The organism is Pseudonocardia nigra, assembly GCF_019396355.1.
GTDB lineage: Bacteria > Actinomycetota > Actinomycetes > Mycobacteriales > Pseudonocardiaceae > Pseudonocardia > Pseudonocardia nigra.
Genome location: NZ_JAHKRK010000063.1, coordinates 1 through 26,442, shown reverse-complemented (window position 1 = coordinate 26,442; position 26,442 = coordinate 1). Strand labels below are relative to the sequence as shown.

Here is a 26,442-nt window from a genome sequence, read left to right as displayed (position 1 = left end):
CCCGAACGCCCCCGCGCGGGTGGGTCCCCCGCCTACTCTCCGATCGTGGGCGGCCGGACCGACGCGGAGCTGCTCGCGGCCCATCGCGACGGTGACCGGGAGGCGTTCGGCGAGCTGGCCGGGCGACACACCGACCGCATGTGGGGCCTGGCGCTGCGCACGCTCCGCCACCCCGAGGACGCCGCCGATGCCGTGCAGGAAGCGCTGGTGGCGGCGTACCGCCGCGCCGGGTCGTACCGGGGTGAGGCTTCGGTCACGTGGCTGCACCGGATCGTCGTCAACACCTGCATCGACCGGATGCGCCGGGAGCGCAGGCGCGTGCTCGTCCCGCTCGCGGAGCACCACCTCCCGGCCGGGCGCCCCGATCCGGCGGCCGAGCTCGCCACGCGGCTGGCTGTGGACGACGCGCTCGCGCTGCTGCCGCCGGAGCAGCGGGTGGCGGTGGTGCTGGTGGACGTGGAAGGTTGGCCCGTGGCGGAGGCGGCCGAGGTCCTGGAGATCCCCGTGGGCACGGTGAAGAGCCGCTGCGCGCGCGGCCGGGCCCGCCTCGCGGTGCTGCTGGGCCATCTGCGGGAGGAGGAGGACAGATGACCGACCGCCCACCCGACCTCGACGTGCTCGCCGACCTCGACGCCGGCGTCCTCGACGCGTCGACGGCGGAACGGGTGCGCGCGGCGGCGCTGGCCGACCCGCGGTCGGCGTCGGTGCTGGACGCGCTCGCGGCCACCCGGGCCGAGCTCGCGGCGCACCCCGCGCCCGCCGTGCCGGCAGAGATCTCGCGCCGATGGGCGGCGGCGCTGGAGGCCGAGGCCACGCCCACCGCGGCCGCGGGCGAGGTCCGTCCGACGAAGCGTTCGCGCACCCGCTCGCGCCCACCCGGACGATCGGGTGCCCTGCGCCCCGCGGCCAGGCGACGCCGGCCCGCGCTGGTGGCGGGCATCCTGTTCGCCGCGCTCATCGCCGCGGCCGGGATCTGGCGTCCCGCGGATCCGGGACCGATCGACCTCGCGGCGCTGGCACGCACGGCGCTGAACACCCGGGACATCGGCGCACTCGCCGACCCGGCCCATCGCGCGGGTTGCCTGGCCGCGGTCGACCCGCCCGGCGTCGCACCGGACGCGCTGCTCCTCGGCGGGCTCCCGGTGGAGCTCGACGGGCGGGCAGGCGTGCTGCTCGTCCTCGCGACGGGTGAGCTCGGGGTGTTCGACGTGGTGGTCGTCGACCCGGCCTGCGGCCCCGAAGGGGGACACCTGCTCGCCTCGCAGCGCGCCGGCTGGTGAGCCGGATCACTTCCGGATCGGGCCCGGCCTCCGCGTGGAATTCGCGGTGCTGGGATGGTGTTGCAGAGCGCGTACGCGGACGAGGAAGGATGGGCACCAGTGACCACCGACGAGGTGCGCGAACTGATCATTATCGGGTCGGGGCCTGCGGGCTACACCGCGGCCGTCTACGCGGCCCGCGCCCAGCTGCGGCCGCTGGTCTTCGAGGGCACCCAGTTCGGCGGCGCCCTGATGACCACCACCGAGGTCGAGAACTACCCCGGGTTCACCGACGGCATCATGGGCCCCGAGCTCATGGAGCAGATGCGCGGGCAGGCTCAGCGGTTCGGCGCGGAGCTGCGCGCCGAGGACGTGGAGCAGGTCTCGCTCGAGGGTGACGTGAAGACGGTGGTGGCCAACGGCGTCACCTACCGGTCCCGCGCGGTGATCCTCGCCATGGGCGCCGCAGCGCGCTACCTGCACGTGCCCGGCGAGCAGACGCTGCTCGGCCGCGGCGTCAGCGCGTGTGCCACCTGCGACGGGTTCTTCTTCCGCGACCAGGACATCGCCGTGATCGGCGGCGGTGACTCGGCTATGGAGGAGGCCACCTTCCTCACGCGGTTCGCCCGATCGGTCACCATCGTGCACCGGCGCGACGAGTTCCGGGCGTCCCGGATCATGTTGGAGCGCGCGAAGAACGACCCGAAGATGCACTGGCGCACCAACGCCGAGGTCGTCGAGGTGCTCGGCGAGGGCAGCGTGTCCGGGCTGAGGCTGCGCGACACCGCGACGGGTGAGGAGTCCACCCTCGACGTCACCGGGATGTTCGTGGCGATCGGGCACGACCCGCGCAGCGAGCTCGTCAAGGACGTGCTGACCACCGACGAGAACGGGTACCTGCAGGTCGAGGCCCCGAGCACGCGCACCGCCATCCCGGGCGTGTTCGCCGCGGGCGACCTCGTCGACCACACCTACCGGCAGGCCATCACGGCGGCCGGGTCCGGATGTTCCGCCGCCATCGACGCCGAGCGGTGGCTCGCGGAGGGCCCCGTGCCCAGCGAGCTCGCCGGCGGGGGCTACGGCCACGCATCCGAGCAGGTCGCCGCAGTCACCGGCTGACACCCCCTACCAGGAGTTCGAGGAACGGAGATCACCATGGCAAACACTGTCGAGGTCACCGACGCCACCTTCGAGGCGGACGTCCTCAAGAGCGACAAGACCGTCCTCGTGGACTTCTGGGCCACCTGGTGCGGCCCGTGCAAGATGGTCGCGCCGGTGCTCGACGAGATCGCTGGGGAGAACCAGGGCACCCTGACCGTCGCGAAGCTGGACATCGACGCCAACCCGTCGACCACGCGCGACTACCAGGTCATGTCGATCCCCACGCTGATCGTGTTCAAGGACGGCAAGCCGGTGAAGCAGATCGTCGGCGCCAAGCCGAAGGCCGCCCTGCTCTCGGACCTGGCCGACTACCTGGGCTGACGCAGATCATCCGCTGGTGCCCCGCCCCGGGTCACGGGGCGGGGCACTGCTGTATCACGACACGAACACATTCGGACACGGCCCGATGCCGGGCGCGCACAATCGGGCAAGGCACAATGGCACGGGGCGGGGACACCGCCGCGGCGGTGCGCGTACGCCAACACCAGCGCCCGTCGTCACCGTGCGACGAACAGCGAGCGAGGGGTGCATGCAGCTGCTGCGCCGAGGTGACAGCGGTCCGGCCGTCGTCGAGATCCGGTCCACGCTGCGACGGTTCGGCCTGCTCGCCGACACCGCGGCCGGGGCCGGCGAGGACCGGTTCGACGCCGAGGTCGAGCACGCCGTGCGTGCGTTCCAGCAACAGCGCGGCCTGATCACCGACGGGATCGTCGGGCCCGCCACGTACCGCGCGCTGCGCGAGGCGGGCTGGAGCCTTGGCGACCGGATGCTCGCCCTCATGATCTCGGCGCCGATGAGCGGCGACGACGTCGTGGCGCTGCAGGAGCGGCTGCTGGAGCTGGGCTATGACCCGGGCCGCCCCGGTGGCGTGTTCGACGAGCAGACCGAGGCGGCGCTGCGGAAGTTCCAGCGCGAGTACGGCCTCGTGCCCGACGGTCTGTGCGGCCCGGCCACCCTGCGCGCGCTCCGTCAGCTCGGACGCAAGGTCACCGGCGGCCGCCCGCACCTCCTGCGCGAGCAGGAGCTGCTGCGCCAGGCCGGCCCGCGGCTGCGCGGCAAGCGGATCGTGGTCGATCCCGGCCACGGTGGCGCCGACCGCGGCGTCAGCGTCAAGGGCGTGTGCGAGGCCGACCTGATGTGGGACCTCGCGCGCCGCCTCGTCGGCCGCATGGCGGCCACCGGCATGGACGCGATGCTCTCGCGGCAGGAGGACACCTGCCCCCCCGACACCGAGCGGGCCGCGTTCGCCAACAGCGCCGGCGCCGACCTCGTGCTCTCGCTGCACACCGACGCCAACTCGAGCATGCACGCGCAGGGGCTCGCCACGTTCCACTTCGGCAACGGCTCGGGCGCCACGTCCACGGTGGGGGAGGCCCTCGCCGGTTTCATCCAGCGGGAGCTGCTCACGCGCACCCCGATGTTCGACTGCCACACGCAGGCACGCACCTGGGAGCTGCTCCGCCTCACCCGGATGCCCACCGTACGTGTCGAGATCGGCTACCTCACCCATGTCGGCGATCGGATGCGTCTCCTCGATCCCGCGTTCCGCGATGTGGTCGCCGAGGGCATTCTCGTCGCCGTGAAGCGGCTCTACCTGCTCGGTCAGGACGATCAGCCGACCGGAACGTTCACTTTCTCGGATGTGCTGGCCCGTGAGCTCGAACGCGGCGGTGCGCAGGCGATCTAGCACGGGTGCCCGGGGGAGGCGCTCAGCCGGCTCCTCAGGGCGCCCTGAAACGGCCGCTGCCGACCGCTCACCCGCGGGTGGGTACCTGGCGGTAGCTCTCCATCCCGGCGCCGCTGGTCTGCATCGGGATCGTGATCGCGCCGAGCAGCTGTTCGAGCGCGGCCTCCACGTCTTCCTTCCACGTGATCGCGGAACGCAGTTCCATGCGCAGCCGTGGCCACCGCGGGTGCGGGCGGATCGTCTTGAAGCCGACGCCGCGAAGGAAGTCGGCAGGGACCAGGCACCCGGGCTCGGAACCGGCGCGCTGGTCCCCGAAGACCTCGATCGCCTTGACGCCGCGGCGGGTGAGATCGCGCACCACGGCCTGGGCGAGCATGCGGCCGAGCCCCTCCCCGGAGAACTCCGGCATCACCTGCATCGTGGTGAGGAGGACGGCGTCGGCGCTCACCGGGCCGGTGGGCATCTCGGCGGCACGGGGCACGGCCGACGGCGGCGCGTAGATCATATAACCGGCGGGGACGCCGCCCATGTGGACGATCCGGCCGCACGAGCCCCACTCGAGGAGCACCTCGGAGACCCATGCCTCCTTCTCGAGCTCCGGGGACCCGAGGTCCACGGCCTGCTTGCCCATGTGCTCGGACAGCTCCCAGAACACGCACCGACGGCAGCGCTTGGGCAGGTCGTCCAGATTGTCCAGAGTGAGGGCCGCCATATGCCAGGACAAGCCAACCTCCGGCGACGAGCACGCGCACGACAGGCCGCCGCCCGTTGCGTCGGCCGCCATCGACGATAGATCGATCCAGCTCGGAGCGACACCCTCGATGCTGCGACCGGTGTCTCACCCGCGACGACGAGCAGGTCTTTCCCCCATCCCGGTTAGGCCGTGGCCTAAACTCGAACGACTCGCGCTGCCCGCGAGCCCGCGTCGACGCATCCAGGGAGGATCTCCGTGACCGATCCGGCCGCGCCCACGTCCCGACCAGCGATCGCCGCAGCGGCAGCAGCAGCAGTGCCTGCCGAGCGCTTCGCCGCCCGCACGTCGGGAATGAAGGCATCCGAGATCCGGGCGCTGTTCGCGGTGGCGAGCAGGCCCGAGGTGGTCTCCCTGGCCGGTGGCATGCCCAACCTCGCCGCGCTTCCGCTCGACGCGCTCGCCGCCGAGGTCGCCGACTTGGTCGCCCGCGACGGCCAGGTCGCGCTGCAGTACGGCTCCGCGCAGGGTGTGCCCGCGCTGCGTGAGCAGATCTGCGAGGTGATGGCGGAGGAGGGGATCCGGGCCGACCCCGACGACGTGGTCGTCACCGTCGGCTCACAGATGGCGCTCGACCTCGTCACACGGATCTTCTGCGACCCGGGTGACGTCGTGCTCGCGGAGGGCCCGTCCTACGTCGGCGCGCTCGGCAGCTTCGCCGCGTACCAGGCCCGCGTCGTCCACGTCGCCATGGACGAGCACGGCCTCGTGCCCGACCTGCTGCGCGAGGCGCTGCAGTCACTCGCCGCGCAGGGGATCACGCCCAAGTTCCTGTACACGATCCCCAACTTCCACAACCCGGCCGGCGTCACGCTCGCCGTGGAGCGCCGCGCCGAGGTGCTCGACATCTGCGCGTCGTATGGCGTCGCCGTGGTGGAGGACAACCCGTACGGCCTGCTCGGGTTCAGCGGCCGCATGTACCCCGCCCTGCGGTCCCTGGACCGCGACGTCGTGTACCTCGGATCGTTCTCGAAGACGTTCGCGTCCGGCGTGCGCGTCGGCTGGGCGCTCGTGCCGCCTGCGGTGCGCGACCGGCTGGTGCTCGCGGCCGAGTCGGCGGCGCTGTGCCCGCCGAACTTCAACCAGATGCTGGTGTCGCGCTACCTCGCGGCCCACGACTGGCGCAGCCAGATCAAGAGCTACACCGAGGCCTATCGCGAGCGTCGTGACGCCATGCTGGCCGCGCTCGAGACCTACCTTCCGGACGGTTGCAGCTGGAACGTCCCGGACGGCGGTTTCTACGTCTGGCTCAGCGTGCCCGAGGGCGTCGACACGAAGGCGATGCTGCCCCGAGCCGTCACCGCGCGGGTGGCGTACGCCTCGGGCACCGGCTTCTACGCCGACGGGTTCGGGAGCCGCCAGCTGCGGCTGTCGTACTGCTACCCGACACCTGAGCGCATCACCGAGGGCGTCCGACGGCTCGCCGGAGTGCTGGAGGCGGAGCTGGACGTCATGCGGACGTTCGGTTCGCCCGCACGGCTGTCTCCTGGCGGCGCGGGCCAGGCGGGACTCCAGGCGCCGAGCCCGCATACGCCCTGATCCCTTCCTCCACAGGCGGCCGCGTCCGGATCCCGGGCGCGGCCGCTTCGCGTTCCGCTGTTTCACGTGAAACAGCGGCGGTCTGTTTCACGTGAAACACGCGCTGGGCGCCGTCCGCCTCGTGATCGTCGTGGCGGAGAATGCCGCCGTGAACGAACGAACCCTGGCCGTACTGGCGGGAGGCCTCTCGCACGAGCGCGAGGTGTCCCTGCGCTCCGGACGGCGGTTGGCCGCGGCGCTGCGGGAGACCGGCGCCTCAGTCCGCGAGTGGGACGTCGACGGCGCTCTCGTCGAGCGGCTGCGTACCGACCCGCCCGATGCCGTCGCGATCGCCCTGCACGGGGGAGAGGGTGAGAACGGATCCGTCCAGGCCGTGCTCGAGCTCCTCGGTGTGCCGTTCGTGGGAACTCCTGCTCCTGCCTGCCGGCGCGCATGGCACAAGCCCACGGCCAAGGCCGAGCTCGACCGCGCCGGGCTCGACACCCCGGACTGGGTGGCGCTGCCCCACACCACGTTCCGGGCGCTCGGCGCGCAGGCCGTCCTCGACGCGATGGTCGACCGGCTCGGCCTGCCGCTGATGCTCAAGCCCGATCAGGGCGGGTCGGCATTGGGGGCGCAGGTCGTCCGGGAGCGGTCCGAGCTACCCGCCGCGATGGTCAGCTGCCTGGCGTACGCCGACAGCGTGCTCGCGGAGGGGTTCGTCGCCGGTACCGAGGTGGCGGTCGCCGTGGTGCACGACGGGGACGAGCCACGAGCGCTGCCGCCGGTCGAGGTGGAGGCAGCAGGCGGCATCTACGACTACACGGCGCGCTACACCCCCGGTGTCACCACGTTCCACTGCCCCGCCCGGCTCGACGCCACCACCCTGGCGACACTGGAGGACACCGCGCTCGCCGCGCACCGCCTCCTCGGGCTGCGCGATGTCTCACGGATGGACGCCGTCGTCGACACGGACGGGCGCGTCCAGGTCCTGGAGGTGAACGTGTCGCCCGGACTGACCGAGACGTCGCTCCTGCCGACCGCCGTTCGCACCGCGGGGATGGATCTCGGCGAGCTCTACGCCACGCTGGTCGAACAGGCGATCGCGCGCAGCTGACCGCGTTTCACGTGAAACAGCCGCGGCGACGGCGGCTCCTGTTTCACGTGAAACAGGAGCCCGTCACTCGCGGGGGGAGCCGTCCATCAGCTTGGCGATGCGCTCCAGATCCTCGACCGACCCGAACTCGACAACGATGCGTCCCTTGCGCTGACCGAGCTCGACCTTGACCCGCGTGTCGAACGTGTCGGACAGTCGCTCGGCCAGATCCTGCAGCCCGGGCGCGTGCATCGGGCGACGGCGGGCCGGCTTGTTCGACGCGGGAGCCTCGCGGCGCAGCAGCACGACGGCCTCCTCGGTGGCGCGGACCGACATGCCCTCCGCGACGATCCGAGCTGCCAGCTCCTCCTGCTGCCCGGCGTCCTCGAGGCCGAGCAGGGCACGCGCGTGGCCGGCCGACAGCACACCGGCCGCCACCCGCCGCTGCACCGACACCGGCAGCTTCAGGAGCCGGATGGTGTTGGTGACGACGGGCCTGCTGCGTCCGAGCCGGTCGGCCAGTTCAGTGTGCGTCACGCCGAACTCCGCGAGGAGCTGCTCGTACGCCGCGGCCTCGTCGAGCGGGTTCAGCTGCACGCGGTGGATGTTCTCCAGCAGCGCGTCCCGCAACATGATGTCGTCGCCGGTGTTGCGGACGATGGCCGGCAGGCGCGTCAACCCGGCCCGCTGCGCCGCACGCCACCGGCGCTCGCCCATCACCAGCTGGTACGAGCCAGGGGAGACCTCGCGGACGACGATCGGCTGCAGCAGGCCGAACTCGCGGATCGAGTGCTCGAGCTCGGCGAGTGCTTCCTCGTCGAAGTTCGTGCGCGGCTGCTGCGGGTTGGGCTGCACCGCAGCGAGCTCGATCTCGCGGAACACCGCACCGGCCACCTCGACGGCCGGCGACGCAGGCGGCTGCAGCTGCGGGTCGTTCGTCGGGGCGGGCGCCGACGACGGCGCGGACGGCGCCGGAGAACTCGGCCGGGCCAGGGGAGGGTCACCCGCCGCGGACGGGGCCGGGACGCTCGGGGCGGTGGGGATGAGCGCGGCGAGTCCGCGCCCCAGTCCGCCCTTGCGGGGAATGGTGCGCTCCGTCGATCCCGCGCGCTGCCCCGAGGGCCGCTCCGCGGGTGCTCCGAGCTCCGCCATGCTGGCTTACCGTCCGTCCTGGCCTGCGGGCCGGTCCATCCTCGCCCCGCGGTCGGCGATCTCGCGGGCCGCGTCCACATAGCTCATCGCGCCCCGGGAGCCGGGGTCGTAGGCCAGCACCGTCTGGCTGTACCCGGGCGCCTCGGAGACCTTGACGCTGCGGGGGATCACGGTGCGCAGCACGGTGCCACCGAAGTGGCTGCGGACCTCGGTGGTGACCTGGTCCGCGAGCTTCGTGCGCCCGTCGTACATCGTGAGGAGGATCGTCGACACGTGCAGCGCGGTGTTCAGGTGCGACCGCACGAGATCGATGTTGCTGAGCAGCTGGCCGAGCCCCTCCAGCGCGTAGTACTCGCACTGGATGGGGATCAGCACCTCGCGGGCGGCCACGAGCGCGTTCACGGTGAGCAGCCCGAGCGACGGCGGGCAGTCGACGAAGACGTAGTCCACGCCCAGCTCGTCGAGCGCTTCGTCGGACAGCGCCTGCTTGAGCCGGTTCTCCCGGGCGACCATGCTGACGAGCTCGATCTCTGCGCCCGCCAGGTCGATCGTGGCCGGCACGCACAGGAGGTTGGGCGACGCGGTGCTCGGCACGGCCGCCTCCGCGACGCGGATCTCGCCGAGCAGGCACTCGTACACCGAGGGCGTACCCAGCCGGTGCTCGACGCCCAGGGCCGTGCTCGCATTGCCCTGCGGGTCGAGGTCGATCACCAGCACCCGGACCCCGTGCATGGCGAGCGCTGCCGCCAGGTTGACGGTGGTCGTCGTCTTGCCGACCCCGCCCTTCTGGTTCGCGACGGTCAGAATGCGTCGGTGCGACGGCCGCGGCATGCGATGCCGGTCGGGGTGGAGCACCCGGGCGGCCCGTTCCGCCTCCTCGGCGATGGGGGTCCACTCCGGCGTTTCACGTGAAACATGGTGCTGGGACACGTTGAACGTCACGCCTGCCCTCTCCTGCGCCGGGATCGGTCGGGTCGGTCGGCGCCGCGGGCCCGCTCGACGACGACCACCGTGCTCGGGGGATCGATGACGCCCACGCCGCACCGTGCGATGCGCGGTGCGCCACCGCCTGCCTTGCGGACGGCGGCCGCGTCCCGCTCGATCTCCTCCGCGGCACTGGCGCCCTTGACGGCGAGCATTATCCCGCCGGGTCGCAGCAGCGGGAGGCTCCAGCCGGCCAAGCGGGCCAGGGGCGCCACGGCACGAGCGGTCACCACGTCGGCCCCCTCCCATCGCCGCCGCACCACATTCTCCTCGGCCCGACCCCGCTCCACCTCGATCGCCACGCCGAGATCCGCGATGACTTCACGAAGCCAGTCGACGCGACGGGCGAGGGGTTCGACGAGAACGACGGTGAGATCCGGCCGGGCCAGCGCCAACGGTATCCCGGGAAGGCCCGCTCCCGAACCCACGTCCACCAGACGCGCGCCGTGCGGCACGAGTTCGGCGACGACGGCACAGTTGAGGACGTGCCGCTCCCAGATCCGCGGTGCCTCGCGCGGGCCGATCAGCCCGCGCTCGACCCCGGACGTCGCCAGGTGCTCGGCGAACCTGCGCGCCGCAGGCAGTCGCTCTCCGAAGACCGGGTCGCCCGCTCCGCTCCCACCCGCACCGGAGGGAGCGCCGGCGTCCCCGGGGAGATCAGGCACTGCGGAAGACGACGACCTGCCGCCGCGGCTCCTCGCCCTCGCTCTCGCTCGACACGCCCTTGACGCGGGCGACGGCGTCGTGCACGACCTTCCGCTCGAACGGGGTCATCGGCCGCAGCCGCACGGACTCGCCCGACTCCAGCACCTCCTTGGCGGTGCGGGTGCCGAGCTTCGTCAGCTCGTCGCGCCGGGACTGCCGCCAGCCCGCGATGTCCAGCATCAGCCTGCTGCGGTTACCCGACTCCTGCTGGACCGCCAGCCGGGTGAGCTCCTGCAGCGCCTCGAGCACCGCGCCCCGCTCGCCGACCAGCTTCTCCAGGTCATCGCCGCCGTCGATGCTCACGATCGCGCGCCCGGCCTCGACGTCGAGATCGATGTCGCCGTCGTAGTCGAGCAGGTCGAGCAGGCGCTCGAGGTAGTCACCGGCGATGTCGCCCTCGCGCACCAGCTGGTCCTCGGCGCTGCTCGCCGTGACGCTCCCCGTGGCCCCGTCCTGCGCAGTCTTCGGCACGATGCGTCTCCTCTCCGAAACAGTTGCGGCGCACCCCAGCACGCCGCTGCGGCCGCCCGCGTGGGCGACCGCGGATGGCTCGTGTGTCAGCGACGCTTGCGCGGGCGTCGCGCGGCCGGGCGGGAACCACCGCCGCCGCTGCGCTCGCTCTTCGCGCTCCCACCACTGCCGTTCGTGTTCGCAGCACCGTTCGCGGACCCGCCCTTGCCCGGTTCGTCGACGGCCTTCGCCCCGCCGTTACCGGCGGAGCCCACCGGCTTACGGGTGATCGGCTTCGCGCCCGGGGTCTTCGCCTTCGGCTCCTCGGCGGTCGTCTCGGGACGAACCGGCTTCTGTCCCGGACGGGGGGCACGCGCCTGCCGGGTGACGGCGGTCTCCTCGCGCTTGGCCGACTCCTCGCGGTCGATCCGCCGGTACACCACGTACTGCTGGCCCAGCGTCCACAGGTTGTTGGACACCCAGTACAGGAGCACCGCCAGCGGCAGGAACGGCGCACCGACCACGACGCCGATCGGGAACACGTACAGCATCAGCTTGTTCATGATCGCGGTCTGCGGGTTCTCACCCTGCGCCGCGGTCTGCCGAGCAACGGAGTGCCGGGCCGTGATGTGGGTGAACACGCCCGCCGCGATCATCAGCGGGATCATCACGATGAGCATCTGCGGGATCGACGTCCCGAGCGCGTTCAGCGCCTCCTCGCCCTGGGTGACCCAGGCGCCGAGCTTCGCCCCGAAAAGGCTGGCCTCGTTGAACGACTGCACCTCCTCGGCACCGAAGACGTAGTTCTCGGTGCGGGGCTGGCCGTTGCGGAGTACGGGGCCGAACTCACGGAGGACGTGGAACAGGCCGATGAACACCGGGACCTGCACGAGGATCGGGAGGCAGCCGCCGAGCGGGTTGACGCCGTGGTCCTTCTGGAGCCGCTGCATCTCCTCGGCCTGCTTCTGCCGGTCGTTCCCGTACTTCTTCCGGATCTTCGCGATCTCCGGCTGGAACTCCTGCATCTTGCGCATGGAGCGGACCTGGCTCACGAACGGCTTGTAGAGCAGCGCCCGGAGCGTGAAGACCAGGAACACCACCGACAGCGCCCACGCGACGCCGCTCGCCGGCCCGAGGAGGGAGCCGAAGACCTCGTGCCACACCCAGAGGATGAACGAGACCGGGTAGTAGATGAAGTTCAGCACGACGCTTGCTCCTCGTGGTGGTTCCGAGCCGGGCGGATACGGCGCGGTGGCACCGGGTCGATACCGCCAGGGTGCCATGGCGCGCAGCGCAGCAGCCGCCACAGCGTCAGCCAAGTGCCGCGCAGCACCCCGTGAAGCTGCAGCGCCTCGACCGCATACGCGCTGCACGTGGGGTAGAAGCGGCACGTGGGAGGCAGGGCAGGGGAGATCCAGCGCTGGTAGATGCGGACCAGCGCGATCAGGAGCCGGGCCACGGGGGACCGCCGCGGGGCGTCACTCACCGCGCACCCCACTCGACCGGCGCCCGGCCGGCTTCTGCCCTGTCAACTTCTGCAGGGCGCCGCGCAGGCCGGCGTCGAGATCCTCGGCCAGTTCGGCCGAGGTGGCGGTGGCGGCAGGCGGGAACGCCCTGACGACGAGCAGCGCGCCCTCGGGCAGCGCCTCGAGCCGGGGCGCGACGAGATGCCGCAGCCTCCGGGTGACGCGATGCCGGACGACGGAACCGCCGACCGCCTTGCTCACCACGAAGCCCGCGCGGGGAACCCCCGTCGCGGGCGCCTGGTTCAGGTGGACGACGAGCCGGGACCGGCCACTGCGTCGACCCCGTCGGACGACGGAGGCGAACTCATCCCGGCGCGTGAGCCGGGACCCGGCCGGCAACACCGGGCCGGCGGTCAGGCCGAGAGCCGGGAGCGGCCCTTGCCGCGACGGGCGGCGATGATGGCGCGCCCGGCGCGCGTACGCATCCGCAGCCGGAAGCCGTGCGTGCGGGCCCGGCGGCGGTTGTTCGGCTGGAAGGTGCGCTTGCCCTTGCTCACGGTCGGCTCTCCTGATCGACGGCGGTCTGAGCCGGCCGTCGGTGATCATCCTGCGTTAGTACGGACGGGTCGTGCTGTGGTGCTCTGGTGCCCACGTGCGCGGACGGCCGTCGAGGGACGGCAATCAGCCCACCGGTGCGGGCACGGTTGCGTCCAGGGTACGCAGGCCTTCGAGAGAGGGTCAAACCGCCCTCGCAGGCATCTCTACATCGTCGGGCGAACGGCCCGATTTGAGCGCGTTCTCGCCGTGTTGCTAGTTTGCCGCCTCCACGATTGCGATCCGGGGGGATCACCGACCACGGGCTCACGGGCCCGCACGCGCTCGTCGCGGCAGGCCCGCGTACGGTCTTGCGCACAGGTGTGGACAAGTCTGGGGATGATCCACCCTTCGGGGTGAGAATCCGGGGGGCGACGACCGGAGGGAGCGCGGACCGGTGGCCGACCAACCAGGGGACCTGGGCCAGGTCTGGAACCGGGTCATCGCCGACCTCTCGGGGGCATCGGCCGGATCCGGTCAGTCGCTCTCGTCGCAGCAGCGCGCGTTCCTCCGGCTGACCCGCCCGCTCGGGCTGATCGACGGCACCGCGCTGCTCGCCGCCCCGAGCGAGTTCGCCAAGGACGCGATCGAACGCATCCTGCGCAGGCCCATCAGCGACGCACTGGGGCGGCACCTCGGGGTCACCGTCAACCTCGCGGTGGTCGTCGACGCGTCGGCCGCCTCCGGCGGCACCGAGGTGCCCGACCCGCCCGGCGCCGCTCCCCGCGCGGGAGCGCCGGTCGCGATCGCCGATTCCGAGGTGCCGGCGGGCATGCCCCCGAACAGGATCGGCCTCGACGAGCCGCGCCCGGGGGAGCTGCCCGGCACCGACGGCGGTGACCGCCGGTCCCTGCCCGCCACCGGGCCCCTCCCGGTCGCCGACCCCGAGAGCGCGCGCCCCGAAACCCGCGCCCCCGAGGTCTGGCCGACGTACTCCGCCCCGCCGCCCGCCCCCGACCAGGTCACGCCGCGCTCCCAGACCCGGCTGAACGAGAAGTACACCTTCGACACGTTCGTCATCGGGGCGTCCAACCGCTTCAGCCACGCGGCGGCCGTCGCGGTCGCCGAGGCGCCGGCGCGGGCGTACAACCCGCTGTTCATCTGGGGCGACTCCGGCCTCGGCAAGACGCACCTGCTGCACGCGGTGGGGCACTACGCCCAGCGGCTGTTCCCCGGGATGCGCGTGCGGTACGTCTCCACCGAGGAGTTCACGAACGACTTCATCAACTCGCTGCGTGACGACCGCAAGGTGGCGTTCCAGCGCCGCTACCGCGACGTCGACGTGCTGCTCGTGGACGACATCCAGTTCCTGGAGGGCAAGGAAGGCACCCAGGAGGAGTTCTTCCACACCTTCAACACCCTCCACAACGCGAACAAGCAGATCGTCGTCTCCTCGGACCGGCCGCCGAAGCGGCTGGAGACCCTCGAGGACCGGATGCGCACGCGGTTCGAGTGGGGCCTCATCACCGACATCCAGCCGCCAGAGCTCGAGACCCGCATCGCGATCCTGCGGAAGAAGGCGGCCCAGGACCGGCTCGCGGTCCCCGGCGACGTGCTGGAGTTCATCGCCGAGCGCATCGAGCGCAACATCCGCGAGCTCGAGGGCGCACTGATCCGGGTCACGGCGTTCGCGTCGCTCAACCGGCAGCCGGTGGACACCCAGCTCGCCGAGATCGTGCTGCGCGACCTCATCCCCGACTCGGCCACCTCCGAGATCACCGCGCCCACGATCATGGCGGTCACCGCCGACTTCTTCGGCGTCACGATGGACGAGCTGTGTGGCCCGGGGAAGACGAAGGCGCTCGCCCAGTCGCGCCAGATCGCCATGTATCTGTGCCGCGAGCTCACCGACCTCTCCCTGCCGCGCATCGGCCAGACGTTCGGCGGCCGCGACCACACCACGGTCATGCACGCCGACAAGAAGATCCGCAACGAGATCGCGCAGCGCCGCAAGACCTTCGAGCAGGTCCAGGAGCTGACGGCGCGGATCAAGCAGCGCGCACGGCACTGACGCGCGCCGACCACGACCGAAACGGGGCGCGCCGCCCGAAACGGGGAGCTCCGCCCGAGACCGGGCGCACCGACCAGACGCACACCGCCGCGGCAGCCGATGCACCCCTTCTCCGCCCACGCGCCTCTTCTCCGCCCACGCGCCCCCGTCGACGGGGCGCACCGACCGACACGGGGCGCACCGACCGACACGGGGGGCGCGGACCGAGGCAGCGTCGAGGGGTCGAGTCCGACGGGGCCGTCACAGGCGGCGGCGACAGGCCGTCGTCGGGCCGATACGCGCTGCGCCCGCCCCGTCGCCGTTCACCGCGGGGCGCCCGGCGTTCGTCGCTCCGCGCGAGCCGAGGCAGTCCGCGCATCCCCCGAACCGATCACGGAGCGTCCCTGGATGTGTGCCCGGAGGGAACATTGTGAGTTGTTGTGGGGGCGTCGGACGGCGGTTCGAACGCGAAAAGCGGTCGCGCTGCGTCCCCACCCGACCACTCTCCACCCACATCTGGGGACAACTCTGTGGATGCAGCGCGCGCGACCGGTGGACGAATCGTGCACCGGCGGTGGACAACCGGTGTTCATCTCGGGGACAGGTCGGCCTGATCGGTGTCCATCCACGGCCGCCGCGATCCGCCCACCGTCCGTCCATGGGCGGGGTCCACATTCCGCCGCGCCTTCTCACCTGCGGCGACGCTGTCCATCCACACTGCGCACAGGCCCTGGTACTACTGCTGGAGATCTCTCTTTGAAGAACTTCCTAGAAACAAGCGGGGTGGATGGAGCGGACGGGCCACCCGGATCGGTACCCCCCGGGCGGGATGACACTCGCCGACGGCAGGCTCTACGGTGGGCTCCCCGGCTCGGGCCGTCCCGAGCCGAACCGGAGGCGCCGACCGCGCCGCACCCACCCCGACCTGTCGGCTCCGTCGCCGGCCGATCGCCAGAGCTGTCCACACATCCGCCCCCGCGAGAGGTGCCCGTCATGAAGTTCCGGGTCGAACGCGACGTCCTGGCCGATGCGGCCGCCTGGGTGGCACGCAGCCTTCCGGCACGCCCGCCGGTCCCGGTGCTGGGCGGCGTGTTGATCGAGGCAACGGGTGGGGCCGACGGCGACCGGCTCACGGTGTCGGGTTTCGACTACGAGACGTCGGCGCGCGTGGAGCTCGACGCCACGATCGGCGATGCGGGCCGGGTGCTGGTCTCCGGCAGGCTGCTCGCCGACATCACGCGGGCCCTGCCCCCCAAGCCGGTCGACCTCGTCGTCGACGGCGCGCGCGCCACGATCAACTGCGGGAACAGCCGGTTCAGCCTCCCGACGATGCCGGTCGAGGACTACCCCCAGCTGCCGGCCATGCCGCAGCTCGCCGGCACGGTTGCGGCCGACCGGCTCGCCCAGGCCGTCGCCCAGGTCGCGGTGGCGGCGGGGCGCGACGACACGCTGCCGATGCTCACCGGCATCCGGCTGGAGATCGAGGGCGCGCAGCTCACGCTCGCCGCCACCGACCGGTTCCGGCTCGCCGTGCGTGAGCTCGACTGGACCCCCGAGGACGACGCGCAGTCCACCGCCGTGCTGATCCCGGCGCGCACCCTGGCCGAGGTCGCCAAGACCCTCGCCGGCGCCGGCACCGTCGAGCTCGCCCTGTCGGCGGGCGACGGGATGCTCGGCGTCACCGGCGCGGGCAGGCGCGCCACCACCCGGCTGCTCGACGCGGAGTTCCCCCGGTTCCGCCAGCTGATCCCGGCCGAGCACACCACGGCCGCGGTCGTGGAGGTCGCCCCGCTCGTCGAGGCGATCAAGCGGGTGGCGCTGGTGACCGATCGGGTCGCGCAGGTCCGGATGGAGTTCGGCGAGGACGGGCTGCGCCTCGCGGCGGGCGGCGACGACGTGGGCAGCGCCGAGGAGGAGCTCCCGTTCGAGCTCGACGGCGCGCCGCTGACGATCGCGTTCAACCCCGGGTACCTGCTCGACGCCCTCGCGGCGCTGCACACCGAACGGGCCCAGCTGACGTTCACCACCCCGAACCGGCCCGCGCTGGTCCGGCCGGTACCGGTCCCGGCTGCGGACGAGGAGGCCGCGGAGCAGACTGATCAACCGGTGCCGGGGTACCTGCACCTGTTGATGCCCGTCCGCCTTCCGGGCTGAGTGGCGCCCGCGGAGCGAACCTCCGCGCCGAGCCACCGGCGGGACGCGGGCGGCAACGCGAGTCACGACGGTCAGGAGTGGAACGGTGCAACTCGGACTCATCGGCCTGGGCCGGATGGGCGGCAACATGCGCGACCGGCTGCGCGCGGCCGGGCACGAGGTCGTCGGCTACGACCCGCGGCCCGAGGTCAGCGACGTCGAGTCCCTTGAGGCGCTGGCGGCGGCACTCGACGCGCCGCGCGTCGTCTGGGTGATGGTGCCGTCGGGCGAGCCGACCCGCAGCACCGTGCGGGCGCTGGCCGACACCCTCGACGCGGGTGACCTCGTCATCGACGGCGGCAACTCCCGCTACACCGACGACGGCCCGAACGCCGCGCTGCTCGACGAGCAGGGGATCGGCTATATCGACTGCGGGGTGTCCGGCGGGGTCTGGGGCAAGGACAACGGCTACGGGCTGATGGCGGGCGGGGCGGCGGAGCACATCGAGCGCGCCATGCCGATCTTCGACACGCTCCGCCCGGAGGGCCCCCGCGAGGAGGGCTTCGCGCACGCCGGGCCGGTGGGTGCGGGCCACTTCTCGAAGATGGTGCACAACGGCATCGAGTACGGGCTCATGCAGGCCTACGCCGAGGGCTTCGAACTGCTGTCGGCGGCCGACCTGATCACCGACGTGCCCGCGGTCCTGCAGGCGTGGTCGCGGGGCACGGTCGTGCGGTCGTGGCTGCTGGACCTGATGGTTCTCGCGCTCAAGGAGGACCCCGGGCTCACGTCGCTCGACGACTACGTCGAGGACTCCGGCGAAGGTCGCTGGACCATCGAGGAGGCGATCACGCACGCCGTGCCGCTCCCGGTGATCTCGGCGGCACTGTTCGCCCGATTCGCGTCGCGCCAGGACTCCTCGCCGGCGATGCGCGCCGTCGCCGCGCTGCGCCAGCAGTTCGGCGGCCACGCGGTCCGGGCCGCGGGGCCGTCCGGTGCGCCGGGCGACCACGCGGGCCCGACATCGGGCTCGGGATCCACGCAGGGCTGACGTGCACTTGCGCCGTCTCGCGGTCACCGACTTCCGGTCGTGGGAACGCGCCGAGCTCGACCTCGAGCCCGGGGTCACCGTGCTCGTCGGCCCGAACGGGGTGGGGAAGACCAACCTCGTGGAGGCCGCCGGGTACCTCGCGACGCTCGGCTCGCACCGGGTCGCCACCGATGCCCCGCTGATCCGGCGCGGGGCCGAGCGCGCCGTCGTGCGGGGGCTCGTCGTGCACCACGGCCGGGAGCTGGGGATCGAGGTCGAGATCACGGCGGGCCGGGCCAACAGGGCGCGGGTCAACCGTGCACCGGTGGCCAAGCCGCGCGACGTGCTGGGGATCCTCCGCACGGTGCTCTTCGCGCCGGAGGACCTCGCGCTCGTACGGGGCGACCCCGGGGAGCGCCGCCGGTTCCTCGATGACCTGCTGGTGTCGCGGTACCCGCGGTTCGCGGCGGTGCGCTCGGACTACGACCGCGTCCTCAAGCAGCGGTCGGCGCTGCTCAAGACCGCACGGGGCGGCGGTGACCTGCGCACGCTCGACGTGTGGGACGGCCATCTCGCCCGCCACGGCGCGGCACTGCTGGCCGGCAGGCTGGAGCTCGTCGCGGGGATCGCCCCGCTGGCGGTCGAGGCGTTCGCGGAGGTCGCTCCGTCGTCGGACGCGATCGCGCTGGTCTACCGGTCGAGCCTGGACGGGGAGCTGCCGCCGGACGCAGCCACGCTAGAGGCACTGCTGCTGGACGCGTTGGCGAGGATGCGGCGGCAGGAGGTGGAGCGCGGCGTGTGCCTGGTCGGCCCGCACCGCGACGACCTGGAGCTGCGCCTCGGCGCCGGGCCGGCGAAGGGGTACGCGAGCCACGGCGAGTCGTGGGCGCTCGCACTGGCGCTGCGCCTGGCCTCCTACCGGTTGCTGTGCGCCGACGACGTCGAGCCGGTGCTGGTGCTCGACGACGTGTTCGCTGAGCTGGACTCGCGGCGCCGCAGTGCGCTCGCCGACGTGGCCCGCCGGGCCGAGCAGGTGCTGATCACCGCGGCGGTCGCCGAGGACGTGCCGGACGGTCTGAACGGGGTCCGCTTCGCGGTGGGCGGCGGTACCGTCGAGCGGCTTTCGCAAGAGGCCACGTCAGGGCGTCGGGTGTGATCCAGGGCACCTGGGGACAAGGTTGTGGATACTGTGGATAACTTCCGCTCCGCTGGTGATGACGAGGCAAAACGACCGTCCGTCGCGCCGTCCGAACCGCCGGGCGCGCCCCGATCGGGAGCGGTTGTCCCCAACCCTGGGGATGCCGAGGACGGAACCGCTCGGCGCAGCTCGGGGGCGGATCTCGCGCGGGAAGCGCTGCGCGCGGCCCGCGAGGCATCGGCGGAGCGGGCCACCCAACGCGCGGCGGAGCGGCAGGGGCGGCGCCCCGGCAAGCCGCGGGGGCGGCGCAGGCGCTGGTCCGGCCCGGGACCCGACGACCGCGACCCCCAGCCCTTCGGCCGGCTGGTCTCGCGCGTGGCGCTCGACCGCGGGTGGTCGCCCCGCCTGACCGACGCCACCGTACTGGGCCGGTGGCCGCACCTGGTCGGGCCGGAGATCGCCGACCACTGCACCCCGCTCTCGCTGCGGGACGGCGAGCTGGTGCTGCAGGCGGAGTCCACGGCGTGGGCCACGCAGCTGCGCGCGATGCAGCGCCAGCTGCTGGGCAGGCTGGCGGGCGCCGTCGGCAAGGACGTCGTGCGCCGGATCCGGGTGGTCGGTCCGTCCGGGCCGAGCTGGCGGCACGGGCCACGGCACGTGCGGGGCCGCGGGCCGCGCGACACGTACGGCTGACGCCTGACCTGCCCGAACCCCGGCGCGGGCGCCAGGCGGCGACTCAGGGCGACGTGACGGGCCCGCAGCAGCGCGACACACCGCTGCCAGCCGTCAGGACCCGCCGCGGGCCACGATCGGCGGTCTGTGGCGATTCTGGGGGTGTCCTAGCCGCCTTTCTGTCCGGCCGCACCGGTATGATGGGAGCCGTGTTCCCGGGCGCACCCCGATCGCCCGGTCGAAGGGCTCCGAGGCGGGGGCGTGCAGACGCGCGCCCGGCGACGAGCCGTCGTGGCGAGGAGACAGGCAGCCCGTGCCGGAGAAGAAGAACGCCTACAGCGCGTCGTCCATCACCGTTCTGGAGGGGCTGGAGGCGGTCCGCAAGCGCCCCGGCATGTACATCGGATCCACCGGGGAACGCGGTCTGCACCACCTGATCTGGGAGGTCGTGGACAACGCCGTCGACGAGGCGATGGCGGGCCATGCCACGCGCGTCGAGGTCACGCTCCGCGAGGACGGCGGCGTCAGCGTGGTCGACGACGGCCGCGGCATCCCGGTCGGGATGCACCCGGTGGAGAAGAAGCCCGCCGTCGAGATGGTGCTCACCATGCTGCACGCGGGCGGCAAGTTCGACAGCGACTCCTATGCGGTCTCCGGCGGCCTGCACGGCGTGGGCGTCTCGGTGGTCAACGCGCTGTCCGTCGCGCTCGAGGTCGAGATCCACACCGACGGCTTCGTCTGGCGCCAGCACTACGCGCGCTCGGTCCCCGGCCCACTGCGCAAGGGCGAGCCGACGAATCGGACCGGCAGCACGGTCACGTTCTGGGCCGACGGCGACATCTTCGAGACCCTCACCTACAACATCGAGACGATCCGCCGCCGCCTGCAGGAGATGGCGTTCCTCAACAAGGGCCTCACGATCGTCCTGCGCGACGAGCGCAACGGCGACAGCCACGACGCGGAGGAGCCCGACGCCGAGGGCTACGTCGCGAAGATCAAGGAGTACACGTTCTGCTACCCGAACGGGCTCGAGGACTTCGTCGCGCACCTGAACAAGTCGAAGGACCCGATCCACAAGAAGCTCGTCTCCTACACCGCCGAAGCCGAGGGGCACGCGGTCGAGGTGGCGATGCAGTGGAACTCCGGCTACACGGAGTCGGTCTACACCTTCGCCAACACGATCAACACCCACGAGGGCGGCACCCACGAGGAGGGCTTCCGCTCGGCACTCACCAGCACGGTCAACCGGTACGCGCGCGACAAGAAGCTGCTCAAGGACAAGGACCCCGCGCTGTCGGGCGACGACATCCGTGAGGGCCTCGCGGCGATCGTGTCGGTCAAGGTCAAGGAGCCCCAGTTCGAGGGCCAGACCAAGACCAAGCTCGGCAACACCGAGGTCAAGTCGTTCGTGCAGCGGGTCAGCAACGAGTGGCTGGCCGACTGGCTGGAGCGCAACCCCACCGAGGCCAAGACGATCGTCAACAAGGCGGTGTCGTCCGCACAGGCGCGGATGGCCGCGCGCAAGGCGCGCGAGCTGGTCCGCCGCAAGAGCGCGGGCGACATCGGCGGGCTGCCCGGCAAGCTGGCCGACTGCCGGTCCACCGACCCGAGCAAGTCCGAGGTCTACATCGTCGAGGGCGACTCCGCGGGTGGCTCGGCGAAGTCCGGGCGCGACTCGATGTTCCAGGCGATCCTGCCGATCCGCGGCAAGATCATCAACGTCGAGAAGGCCCGGATCGACCGGGTCCTCAAGAACACCGAGGTCCAGTCGATCATCACCGCGCTGGGCACGGGCATCCACGACGAGTTCGACCTGTCGAAGCTGCGCTACCACAAGATCGTGCTGATGGCCGACGCCGACGTCGACGGCCAGCACATCCGCACGCTGCTGCTCACGCTGTTGTTCCGCTTCATGCGGCCGCTGGTCGAGGCCGGGCACGTCTTCCTCGCGCAGCCGCCGCTCTACAAGATCAAGTGGGGTGGCCGGGGCGCGCAGCCGGAGTTCGCCTACACCGACCGCGAGCTCCAGGGCCTCATCGAGGCCGGCCGGGCGGCGGGCAAGAAGCTGCCCAAGGACGAGGGCATCCAGCGCTACAAGGGCCTCGGTGAGATGAACGCCAAGGAACTGTGGGAGACCACGATGGACCCGGCCAACCGGGTGCTCCTGCAGGTCACCCTCGACGACGCCGCCACCGCCGACGAGCTGTTCTCGATCCTCATGGGCGAGGACGTCGAGTCGCGCCGGTCGTTCATCACCCGCAACGCCAAGGACGTGCGGTTCCTGGACGTCTAGTCCGAACCGTCAGCACAGGTTCCGCACGAGCAGAGAAGGACCATGACCGACACCCTGGACCCCACCCTCCCGCCGGCAGGCGGCGGCGACCGGATGGAACCGGTCGACATCCAGCAGGAGATGCAGCGCTCCTACATCGAGTATGCGATGAGCGTCATCGTCGGCCGGGCGCTGCCGCTGGTCGAGGACGGGCTCAAGCCGGTGCACCGGCGCGTCCTGTACTCGATGGGGGAGAACGGCTTCCGGCCGGAGCGCAGCTACGTCAAGTGCGCGCGCGTCGTCGGCGAGGTGATGGGTAACTACCACCCGCACGGCGACACGTCGATCTACGACGCGCTCGTGCGGCTCGCCCAGCCCTGGGCGCTGCGTTACCCGCTGATCGACGGGCAGGGCAACTTCGGCTCGCGGGGCAACGACCCGGCTGCGGCGATGCGGTACTGTATCGTTTCAGATACCCGCGTTCGCCTCGCCGATGGTTCCTCCGCGCGCATCGGCGACATCGTGCCGGGGGCCGCGCCGAACAGCGACAACCCGATCGACCTCAAGGTCCAGGACCGCAGCGGCAACCCGGTCCGCGCCGAGATGCTGTTTCACTCCGGCGACCACCCGACGCTGCGCGTGCGGACCGCCGAGGGCTACGAGCTCACCGGCACCGAGAACCACCCCGTGCTGTGTCTGGTCGACGTCCTCGGCATCCCGACGCTCCTGTGGAAGCTGCTCGAGGAGGTCCGGCCCGGCGACCGGGTCGTGCTGCAGCGCACCCCGCACGAGGAGCTGGGGGTCTGGAACACCAGGGAGGCGATGGAAGCCTTCGTGCTCGGGGCCTTCGTCAGCGAAGGCTTCGTCTCCCAGAAGCGCGCCGGGTTCAACAACATCGATGATGAGTTCTTCTCCCTCGTGCTGGCGGCTTTCGACAGCGCTGTCGGGGGCGCCCGGTACGTCTCGTCCCGCCGAATCGCGTCCGGCTCGGTTCTCCATGAGCTGGACGTCCAGGACATGACCGCTCTCCGGGGCAGCGTCCTGGCCGAACTCATCGGTAGCCGGTCGGCCGAGAAGCGCGTCCCCGAGTCCGTCTGGGCCGGTGGCGGGGCACGGAAGCGCCTGTTCCTGCAGGCCCTGTTCACCGGGGACGGATCGTGCTCGGCGCTCCCACGCGGCACCGTCCAAGTGTCGTACTCCACTCGAAGTGAGCAGCTGGCGAAGGACGTCCAGCAGCTGCTGCTGGAGTTCGGTGTTGTCTCGCGGCGATACCGACACGCGACCGGCGAGCACAAGGTGGTCATGACCAACCGGCGGGACGCGCGACTCTTCGCCGCGCGGGTCGGCTTCCTCGGATCGAAGCAGGCGAAGCTCGCCGAGATCCTCGGCGCGGAGGTTCCGCGCTCCACGTCTATGAGCCGGGACCATGTTCCCGGGCTCGCGGCGTTCCTGCGCGAGCACGGCGCAGTGAGCTACGCGGATCGCGACTGGCTCCGGCGGCACAACGTCGACCGGCTCGAGCGCTGGGAGCAGCGTGGCGAGGAGATCCTGGGGCACGTCAGTGACCCGGACGCGCGCGCGATCGCCCGCGAGCTGACGGACGGCCGGTTCTACTACGCCGAGGTGGAGTCCGTCGAGGACGCCGGCGTCCGACCCGTCTACAGCATCCGGGTCGATACCGAAGACCACTCCTTCATCACCGACGGCTTCGTCAGCCACAACACCGAGTGCCGGCTGTCGCCGCTGGCGATGGCGATGCTGCAGGACATCGACGAGGACACCGTCGACTTCGCCGACAACTACGACGGCAAGACGCAGGAACCGCTCGTCCTGCCGTCGCGGGTGCCCAACCTGCTGATCAACGGCAGCGCCGGCATCGCGGTCGGCATGGCCACCAACATCCCGCCGCACAACCTGCGCGAGGTCGGCGCGGGCGTCGTGTGGGCGCTGGAGAACTGGGAGGCCACCGACGAGGAGTTGCTCGCCGCGCTGATGGAGCGCATCAAGGGCCCCGACTTCCCGACCGCGGGCCTGGTCGTCGGCCGCGACGGGATCGAGCAGGCCTACCGCACCGGGCGCGGCTCGGTGCGGATGCGGGCGGTCGTCGAGGTCGAGGAGGACGCCAAGGGGCGCACCATCCTCGTCGTCACCGAGCTGCCGTACCAGGTCAACCCCGACAACCTCATCGAGTCGATCGCGGCCCAGCACCGCGACGGCAAGATCGCGGGCATCGCCGAGATCAACGACGAGTCGTCCGACCGCATCGGCATGCGCATCGTCATCACGCTCAAGCGCGACGCCGTCGCGAAGGTCGTGCTGAACAACCTCTACAAGCACACCCAGCTGCAGTACGGCTTCGGCGTCAACATGCTGGCGATCGTCGACGGCGTGCCGCGCACGCTGCGGCTCGACCAGGTCGTGCGCAACTACATCCGCCACCAGGTCGAGGTCATCGTCCGGCGCACCCGGTACCGGCTGCGCAAGGCCGAGGAGCGGGCCCACATCCTGCGCGGCTACGTCAAGGCGCTCGATGCGCTCGACGAGGTGATCGCGCTGATCCGGGCGTCGGAGACGGTCGATGTCGCGCGCGCCGGCCTGATCGACCTGCTGGACGTCGACGAGGTCCAGGCGCAGGCCATCCTCGACATGCAGCTGCGGCGGCTCGCCGCGCTGGAGCGTCAGAAGATCATCGACGAGCTGGCCGAGATCGAGCGCACGATCGCCGACCTCGAGGACATCCTCGCCCGCCCGGAGCGGCAGCGCACGATCGTGCGCGACGAGCTCGCCGAGATCGTCGAGAAGCACGGCGACGAGCGGCGCACGCAGATCGTTGCCGACGAGGGCGACGTCACCAACGAGGACCTCATCGCCGTCGAGGACGTGGTCGTCACGATCACGCAGACCGGCTACGCCAAGCGCACCAAGACCGACCTGTACCGGGCGCAGAAGCGCGGCGGCAAGGGCGTGCAGGGTGCGCAGCTGAAGCAGGACGACATCGTCGCCCACTTCTTCGTCTGCTCCACGCACGACTGGATGCTGTTCTTCACGAACAAGGGCCGGGTGTACCGGCTCAAGGCCTACGAGCTGCCGGAGGCCAACCGCAGTGCCCGCGGCCAGCACGTGGCGAACCTGCTGCCGTTCCAGCCGGACGAGCACATCGCCCAGGTCATGCAGATCAAGGACTACCAGGCGGCCCCCTATCTCGTCCTCGCGACGAGAAGTGGTCTGGTGAAGAAGTCCCGGCTCACCGACTTCGACTCGCCCCGCGCGGGCGGCCTGATCGGGATCAACCTGCGCGAGGACGACGAGCTCGTCGGTGCCGTGCTGTGCTCCGCCACCGACGACCTGCTCCTGGTCTCGGCCGAGGGCCAGTCGATCCGGTTCACCGCCAGCGACGAGGTGCTCCGGCCGATGGGGCGGGCCACCTCGGGCGTGCTCGGGATGCGGTTCAACGCCGGCGACCGCCTGCTCTCCCTCGGGGTGGTCCAGTCCGACACGTTCGTGCTGGTCGCCACGGCAGGCGGCTATGCGAAGCGCACCCCGATCGAGGACTATCCGGTCCAGGGTCGTGGCGGGAAGGGTGTTCTCACCCTTCAGTACGACCGGCGTCGTGGCACCCTGGTCGGGGCGCTCATCGTCGGGATCGACGACGAGCTGTACGCGATCACCTCGACCGGAGGGGTGATCCGGACGTCGGCCCGCGAGGTGCGCAAGGCGGGGCGGCAGACGAAGGGGGTCCGCCTGATGAACCTCGGTGACAGTGCCACGCTGCTCGCGGTGGCCCGCAACGCCGAGGACGACGCGGACGACCCGCAGCTGAACGACTGACCGCCGAGCAGCCCGCCCCAGACCCGAGCCCCGAGGAGACTCCTCCACTCGTGAACGAGAAGACGAGCACGCCGGACGAGCCCGACGGCCGCGGGTCGGTGGCCACCGGAGAGCAGTCCGCCGCCGTCGCGGAACAGGCGGCGCCACCTGCTGCGGCGTCCGGCGAAGGGGCTTCGGTCCCCGAGCAGCCGGCCCGCAACGGGGCGTCCGCCCGGCCGGACGGTGCGGCCACTCCGGATGCGGCCCCCGCTGCGGGTGACAGCGGGAAGGCGGAGGCGGAGGCCGTGCCGGTCGCCGGAAGCGGCGGGGGAGCGCCCCCCGCGTCCGACGCGCCCACTACGGAGATGCGGCTGCCGTCGGCCGGCAACGGGGGCGGCTCGCGTCCCTCTCCGGCAGCGCCGGCCGAGGGTGCGCGGCCGTCGCCGGCACCCCGGCCGCCCACGCCGGCCCCCGGGCCGGTCCCGGGGCCCGGCCCGTCCGCGGCGGCACCGCCGCCGTGGAACCGGATGCCGGGGGAGGAGGCGCCGGAGCACCGCGAGCCGCCGCCGCCCCCCCC

General features: G+C 71.9%; 23 protein-coding genes and 1 pseudogene. 15 read left to right on the top strand and 9 right to left on the bottom strand.

What is annotated here, in order from left to right:
* Positions 1-45: 45 nt before the first annotated feature.
* The 5 genes from sigM to KME75_RS17735 all read left to right on the top strand — a co-directional run bounded on the left by sigM (position 46) and on the right by KME75_RS17735 (position 4,107).
* Positions 46-591: an RNA polymerase sigma factor SigM gene (gene sigM, locus KME75_RS17755; protein WP_308282862.1), complete on the top strand. Its 546-nt coding sequence runs from the start codon at positions 46-48 to the stop codon at positions 589-591.
* Positions 588-1,280 carry an RsmA family anti-sigma factor gene (locus KME75_RS17750; RefSeq protein WP_219415950.1) on the top strand — a complete coding sequence of 231 codons (693 nt, stop codon included), beginning with the start codon at positions 588-590 and terminating at the stop codon, positions 1,278-1,280. Before sigM ends, KME75_RS17750 begins: the two co-directional genes overlap by 4 nt.
* A 99-nt stretch (positions 1,281-1,379) precedes the next feature.
* Entirely contained in the window at positions 1,380-2,378 is a 999-nt protein-coding gene (trxB, locus tag KME75_RS17745; RefSeq protein ID WP_308282861.1) for a thioredoxin-disulfide reductase, read from the top strand.
* A gap of 36 nt (positions 2,379-2,414) precedes the next feature.
* The gene (trxA, locus tag KME75_RS17740) at positions 2,415-2,741 is read left to right on the top strand and encodes a thioredoxin (RefSeq protein WP_219415948.1); all 327 of its coding nucleotides are present in this window, start codon (positions 2,415-2,417) and stop codon (positions 2,739-2,741) included.
* Positions 2,742-2,949: 208 nt separating this feature from the next.
* Complete coding sequence (locus KME75_RS17735; RefSeq protein ID WP_219415947.1) at positions 2,950-4,107, top strand: N-acetylmuramoyl-L-alanine amidase; 1,158 nt, start codon at positions 2,950-2,952, stop codon at positions 4,105-4,107.
* Positions 4,108-4,174: 67 nt separating this feature from the next.
* Here the strand turns inward: KME75_RS17735 and KME75_RS17730 are convergent, their stop codons facing one another.
* Positions 4,175-4,831, bottom strand: coding sequence for a GNAT family N-acetyltransferase (locus KME75_RS17730; protein ID WP_372452621.1), 657 nt, complete (start codon positions 4,829-4,831; stop codon positions 4,175-4,177).
* Positions 4,832-5,092: 261 nt separating this feature from the next.
* Here KME75_RS17730 and KME75_RS17725 point away from each other — a divergent pair, with 261 nt between their 5' ends.
* Together KME75_RS17725 and KME75_RS17720 are read left to right on the top strand one after the other, a co-directional pair.
* The gene (locus KME75_RS17725) at positions 5,093-6,397 is read left to right on the top strand and encodes an aminotransferase-like domain-containing protein (RefSeq protein WP_308282863.1); all 1,305 of its coding nucleotides are present in this window, start codon (positions 5,093-5,095) and stop codon (positions 6,395-6,397) included.
* Positions 6,398-6,545: 148 nt separating this feature from the next.
* Positions 6,546-7,493, top strand: coding sequence for a D-alanine--D-alanine ligase family protein (locus KME75_RS17720; protein ID WP_219415945.1), 948 nt, complete (start codon positions 6,546-6,548; stop codon positions 7,491-7,493).
* Between the two features lie 63 nt (positions 7,494-7,556).
* Here KME75_RS17720 and KME75_RS17715 read toward each other — a convergent pair whose 3' ends face one another.
* The 8 genes from KME75_RS17715 to rpmH form a co-directional block, all read right to left on the bottom strand.
* Positions 7,557-8,624: a ParB/RepB/Spo0J family partition protein gene (locus KME75_RS17715; protein WP_219415944.1), complete on the bottom strand. Its 1,068-nt coding sequence runs from the start codon at positions 8,622-8,624 to the stop codon at positions 7,557-7,559.
* Positions 8,625-8,630: 6 nt separating this feature from the next.
* Entirely contained in the window at positions 8,631-9,566 is a 936-nt protein-coding gene (locus KME75_RS17710) for a ParA family protein (protein ID WP_308282860.1), read from the bottom strand.
* Positions 9,563-10,192: a 16S rRNA (guanine(527)-N(7))-methyltransferase RsmG gene (gene rsmG, locus KME75_RS17705; protein WP_246632302.1), complete on the bottom strand. Its 630-nt coding sequence runs from the start codon at positions 10,190-10,192 to the stop codon at positions 9,563-9,565. The genes KME75_RS17710 and rsmG overlap by 4 nt, the downstream gene beginning before the upstream one ends.
* 73 nt (positions 10,193-10,265) lie before the next feature.
* Positions 10,266-10,784: a Jag family protein gene (locus KME75_RS17700; protein WP_219415942.1), complete on the bottom strand. Its 519-nt coding sequence runs from the start codon at positions 10,782-10,784 to the stop codon at positions 10,266-10,268.
* 86 nt (positions 10,785-10,870) lie between these two features.
* Entirely contained in the window at positions 10,871-11,968 is a 1,098-nt protein-coding gene (gene yidC, locus KME75_RS17695; RefSeq protein WP_219415941.1) for a membrane protein insertase YidC, read from the bottom strand.
* The gene (gene yidD / locus KME75_RS17690) at positions 11,962-12,249 is read right to left on the bottom strand and encodes a membrane protein insertion efficiency factor YidD (RefSeq protein WP_308282859.1); all 288 of its coding nucleotides are present in this window, start codon (positions 12,247-12,249) and stop codon (positions 11,962-11,964) included. The genes yidC and yidD overlap by 7 nt, the downstream gene beginning before the upstream one ends.
* A complete protein-coding gene (rnpA, locus tag KME75_RS17685) occupies positions 12,242-12,631 on the bottom strand; it encodes a ribonuclease P protein component (RefSeq protein WP_219415939.1) in 390 nt (129 codons plus the stop codon). The genes yidD and rnpA overlap by 8 nt, the downstream gene beginning before the upstream one ends.
* A gap of 11 nt (positions 12,632-12,642) precedes the next feature.
* On the bottom strand, positions 12,643-12,786 hold the full coding sequence (gene rpmH, locus KME75_RS17680; RefSeq protein WP_219415938.1) for a 50S ribosomal protein L34: 144 nt from the start codon (positions 12,784-12,786) through the stop codon (positions 12,643-12,645).
* A 434-nt stretch (positions 12,787-13,220) separates the two neighbouring features.
* Here rpmH and dnaA point away from each other — a divergent pair, with 434 nt between their 5' ends.
* From dnaA to KME75_RS17640, 8 genes and pseudogenes are all read left to right on the top strand, one after another.
* Positions 13,221-14,834 (top strand): chromosomal replication initiator protein DnaA, encoded by a 1,614-nt coding sequence (gene dnaA, locus KME75_RS17675; protein WP_219415937.1) that lies wholly within the window; start codon positions 13,221-13,223, stop codon positions 14,832-14,834.
* A 972-nt stretch (positions 14,835-15,806) separates the two neighbouring features.
* On the top strand, positions 15,807-16,967 hold the full coding sequence (dnaN, locus tag KME75_RS17670; RefSeq protein ID WP_219415936.1) for a DNA polymerase III subunit beta: 1,161 nt from the start codon (positions 15,807-15,809) through the stop codon (positions 16,965-16,967).
* A gap of 85 nt (positions 16,968-17,052) precedes the next feature.
* On the top strand, positions 17,053-17,997 hold the full coding sequence (gene gnd / locus KME75_RS17665) for a phosphogluconate dehydrogenase (NAD(+)-dependent, decarboxylating) (RefSeq protein WP_219415935.1): 945 nt from the start codon (positions 17,053-17,055) through the stop codon (positions 17,995-17,997).
* Between the two features lies 1 nt (position 17,998).
* Positions 17,999-19,132 (top strand): DNA replication/repair protein RecF, encoded by a 1,134-nt coding sequence (gene recF / locus KME75_RS17660; protein WP_219415934.1) that lies wholly within the window; start codon positions 17,999-18,001, stop codon positions 19,130-19,132.
* 357 nt (positions 19,133-19,489) lie between these two features.
* The gene (locus KME75_RS46815; RefSeq protein ID WP_372452620.1) at positions 19,490-19,807 is read left to right on the top strand and encodes a DciA family protein; all 318 of its coding nucleotides are present in this window, start codon (positions 19,490-19,492) and stop codon (positions 19,805-19,807) included.
* 292 nt (positions 19,808-20,099) lie between these two features.
* On the top strand, positions 20,100-22,079 hold the full coding sequence (gene gyrB / locus KME75_RS17650) for a DNA topoisomerase (ATP-hydrolyzing) subunit B (RefSeq protein WP_219415933.1): 1,980 nt from the start codon (positions 20,100-20,102) through the stop codon (positions 22,077-22,079).
* Positions 22,080-22,121: 42 nt separating this feature from the next.
* The gene (gene gyrA / locus KME75_RS17645) at positions 22,122-25,886 is read left to right on the top strand and encodes an intein-containing DNA gyrase subunit A (RefSeq protein WP_219415932.1); all 3,765 of its coding nucleotides are present in this window, start codon (positions 22,122-22,124) and stop codon (positions 25,884-25,886) included.
* Between the two features lie 50 nt (positions 25,887-25,936).
* A pseudogene (locus KME75_RS17640) lies at positions 25,937-26,442 on the top strand (hypothetical protein); the annotation flags it as partial.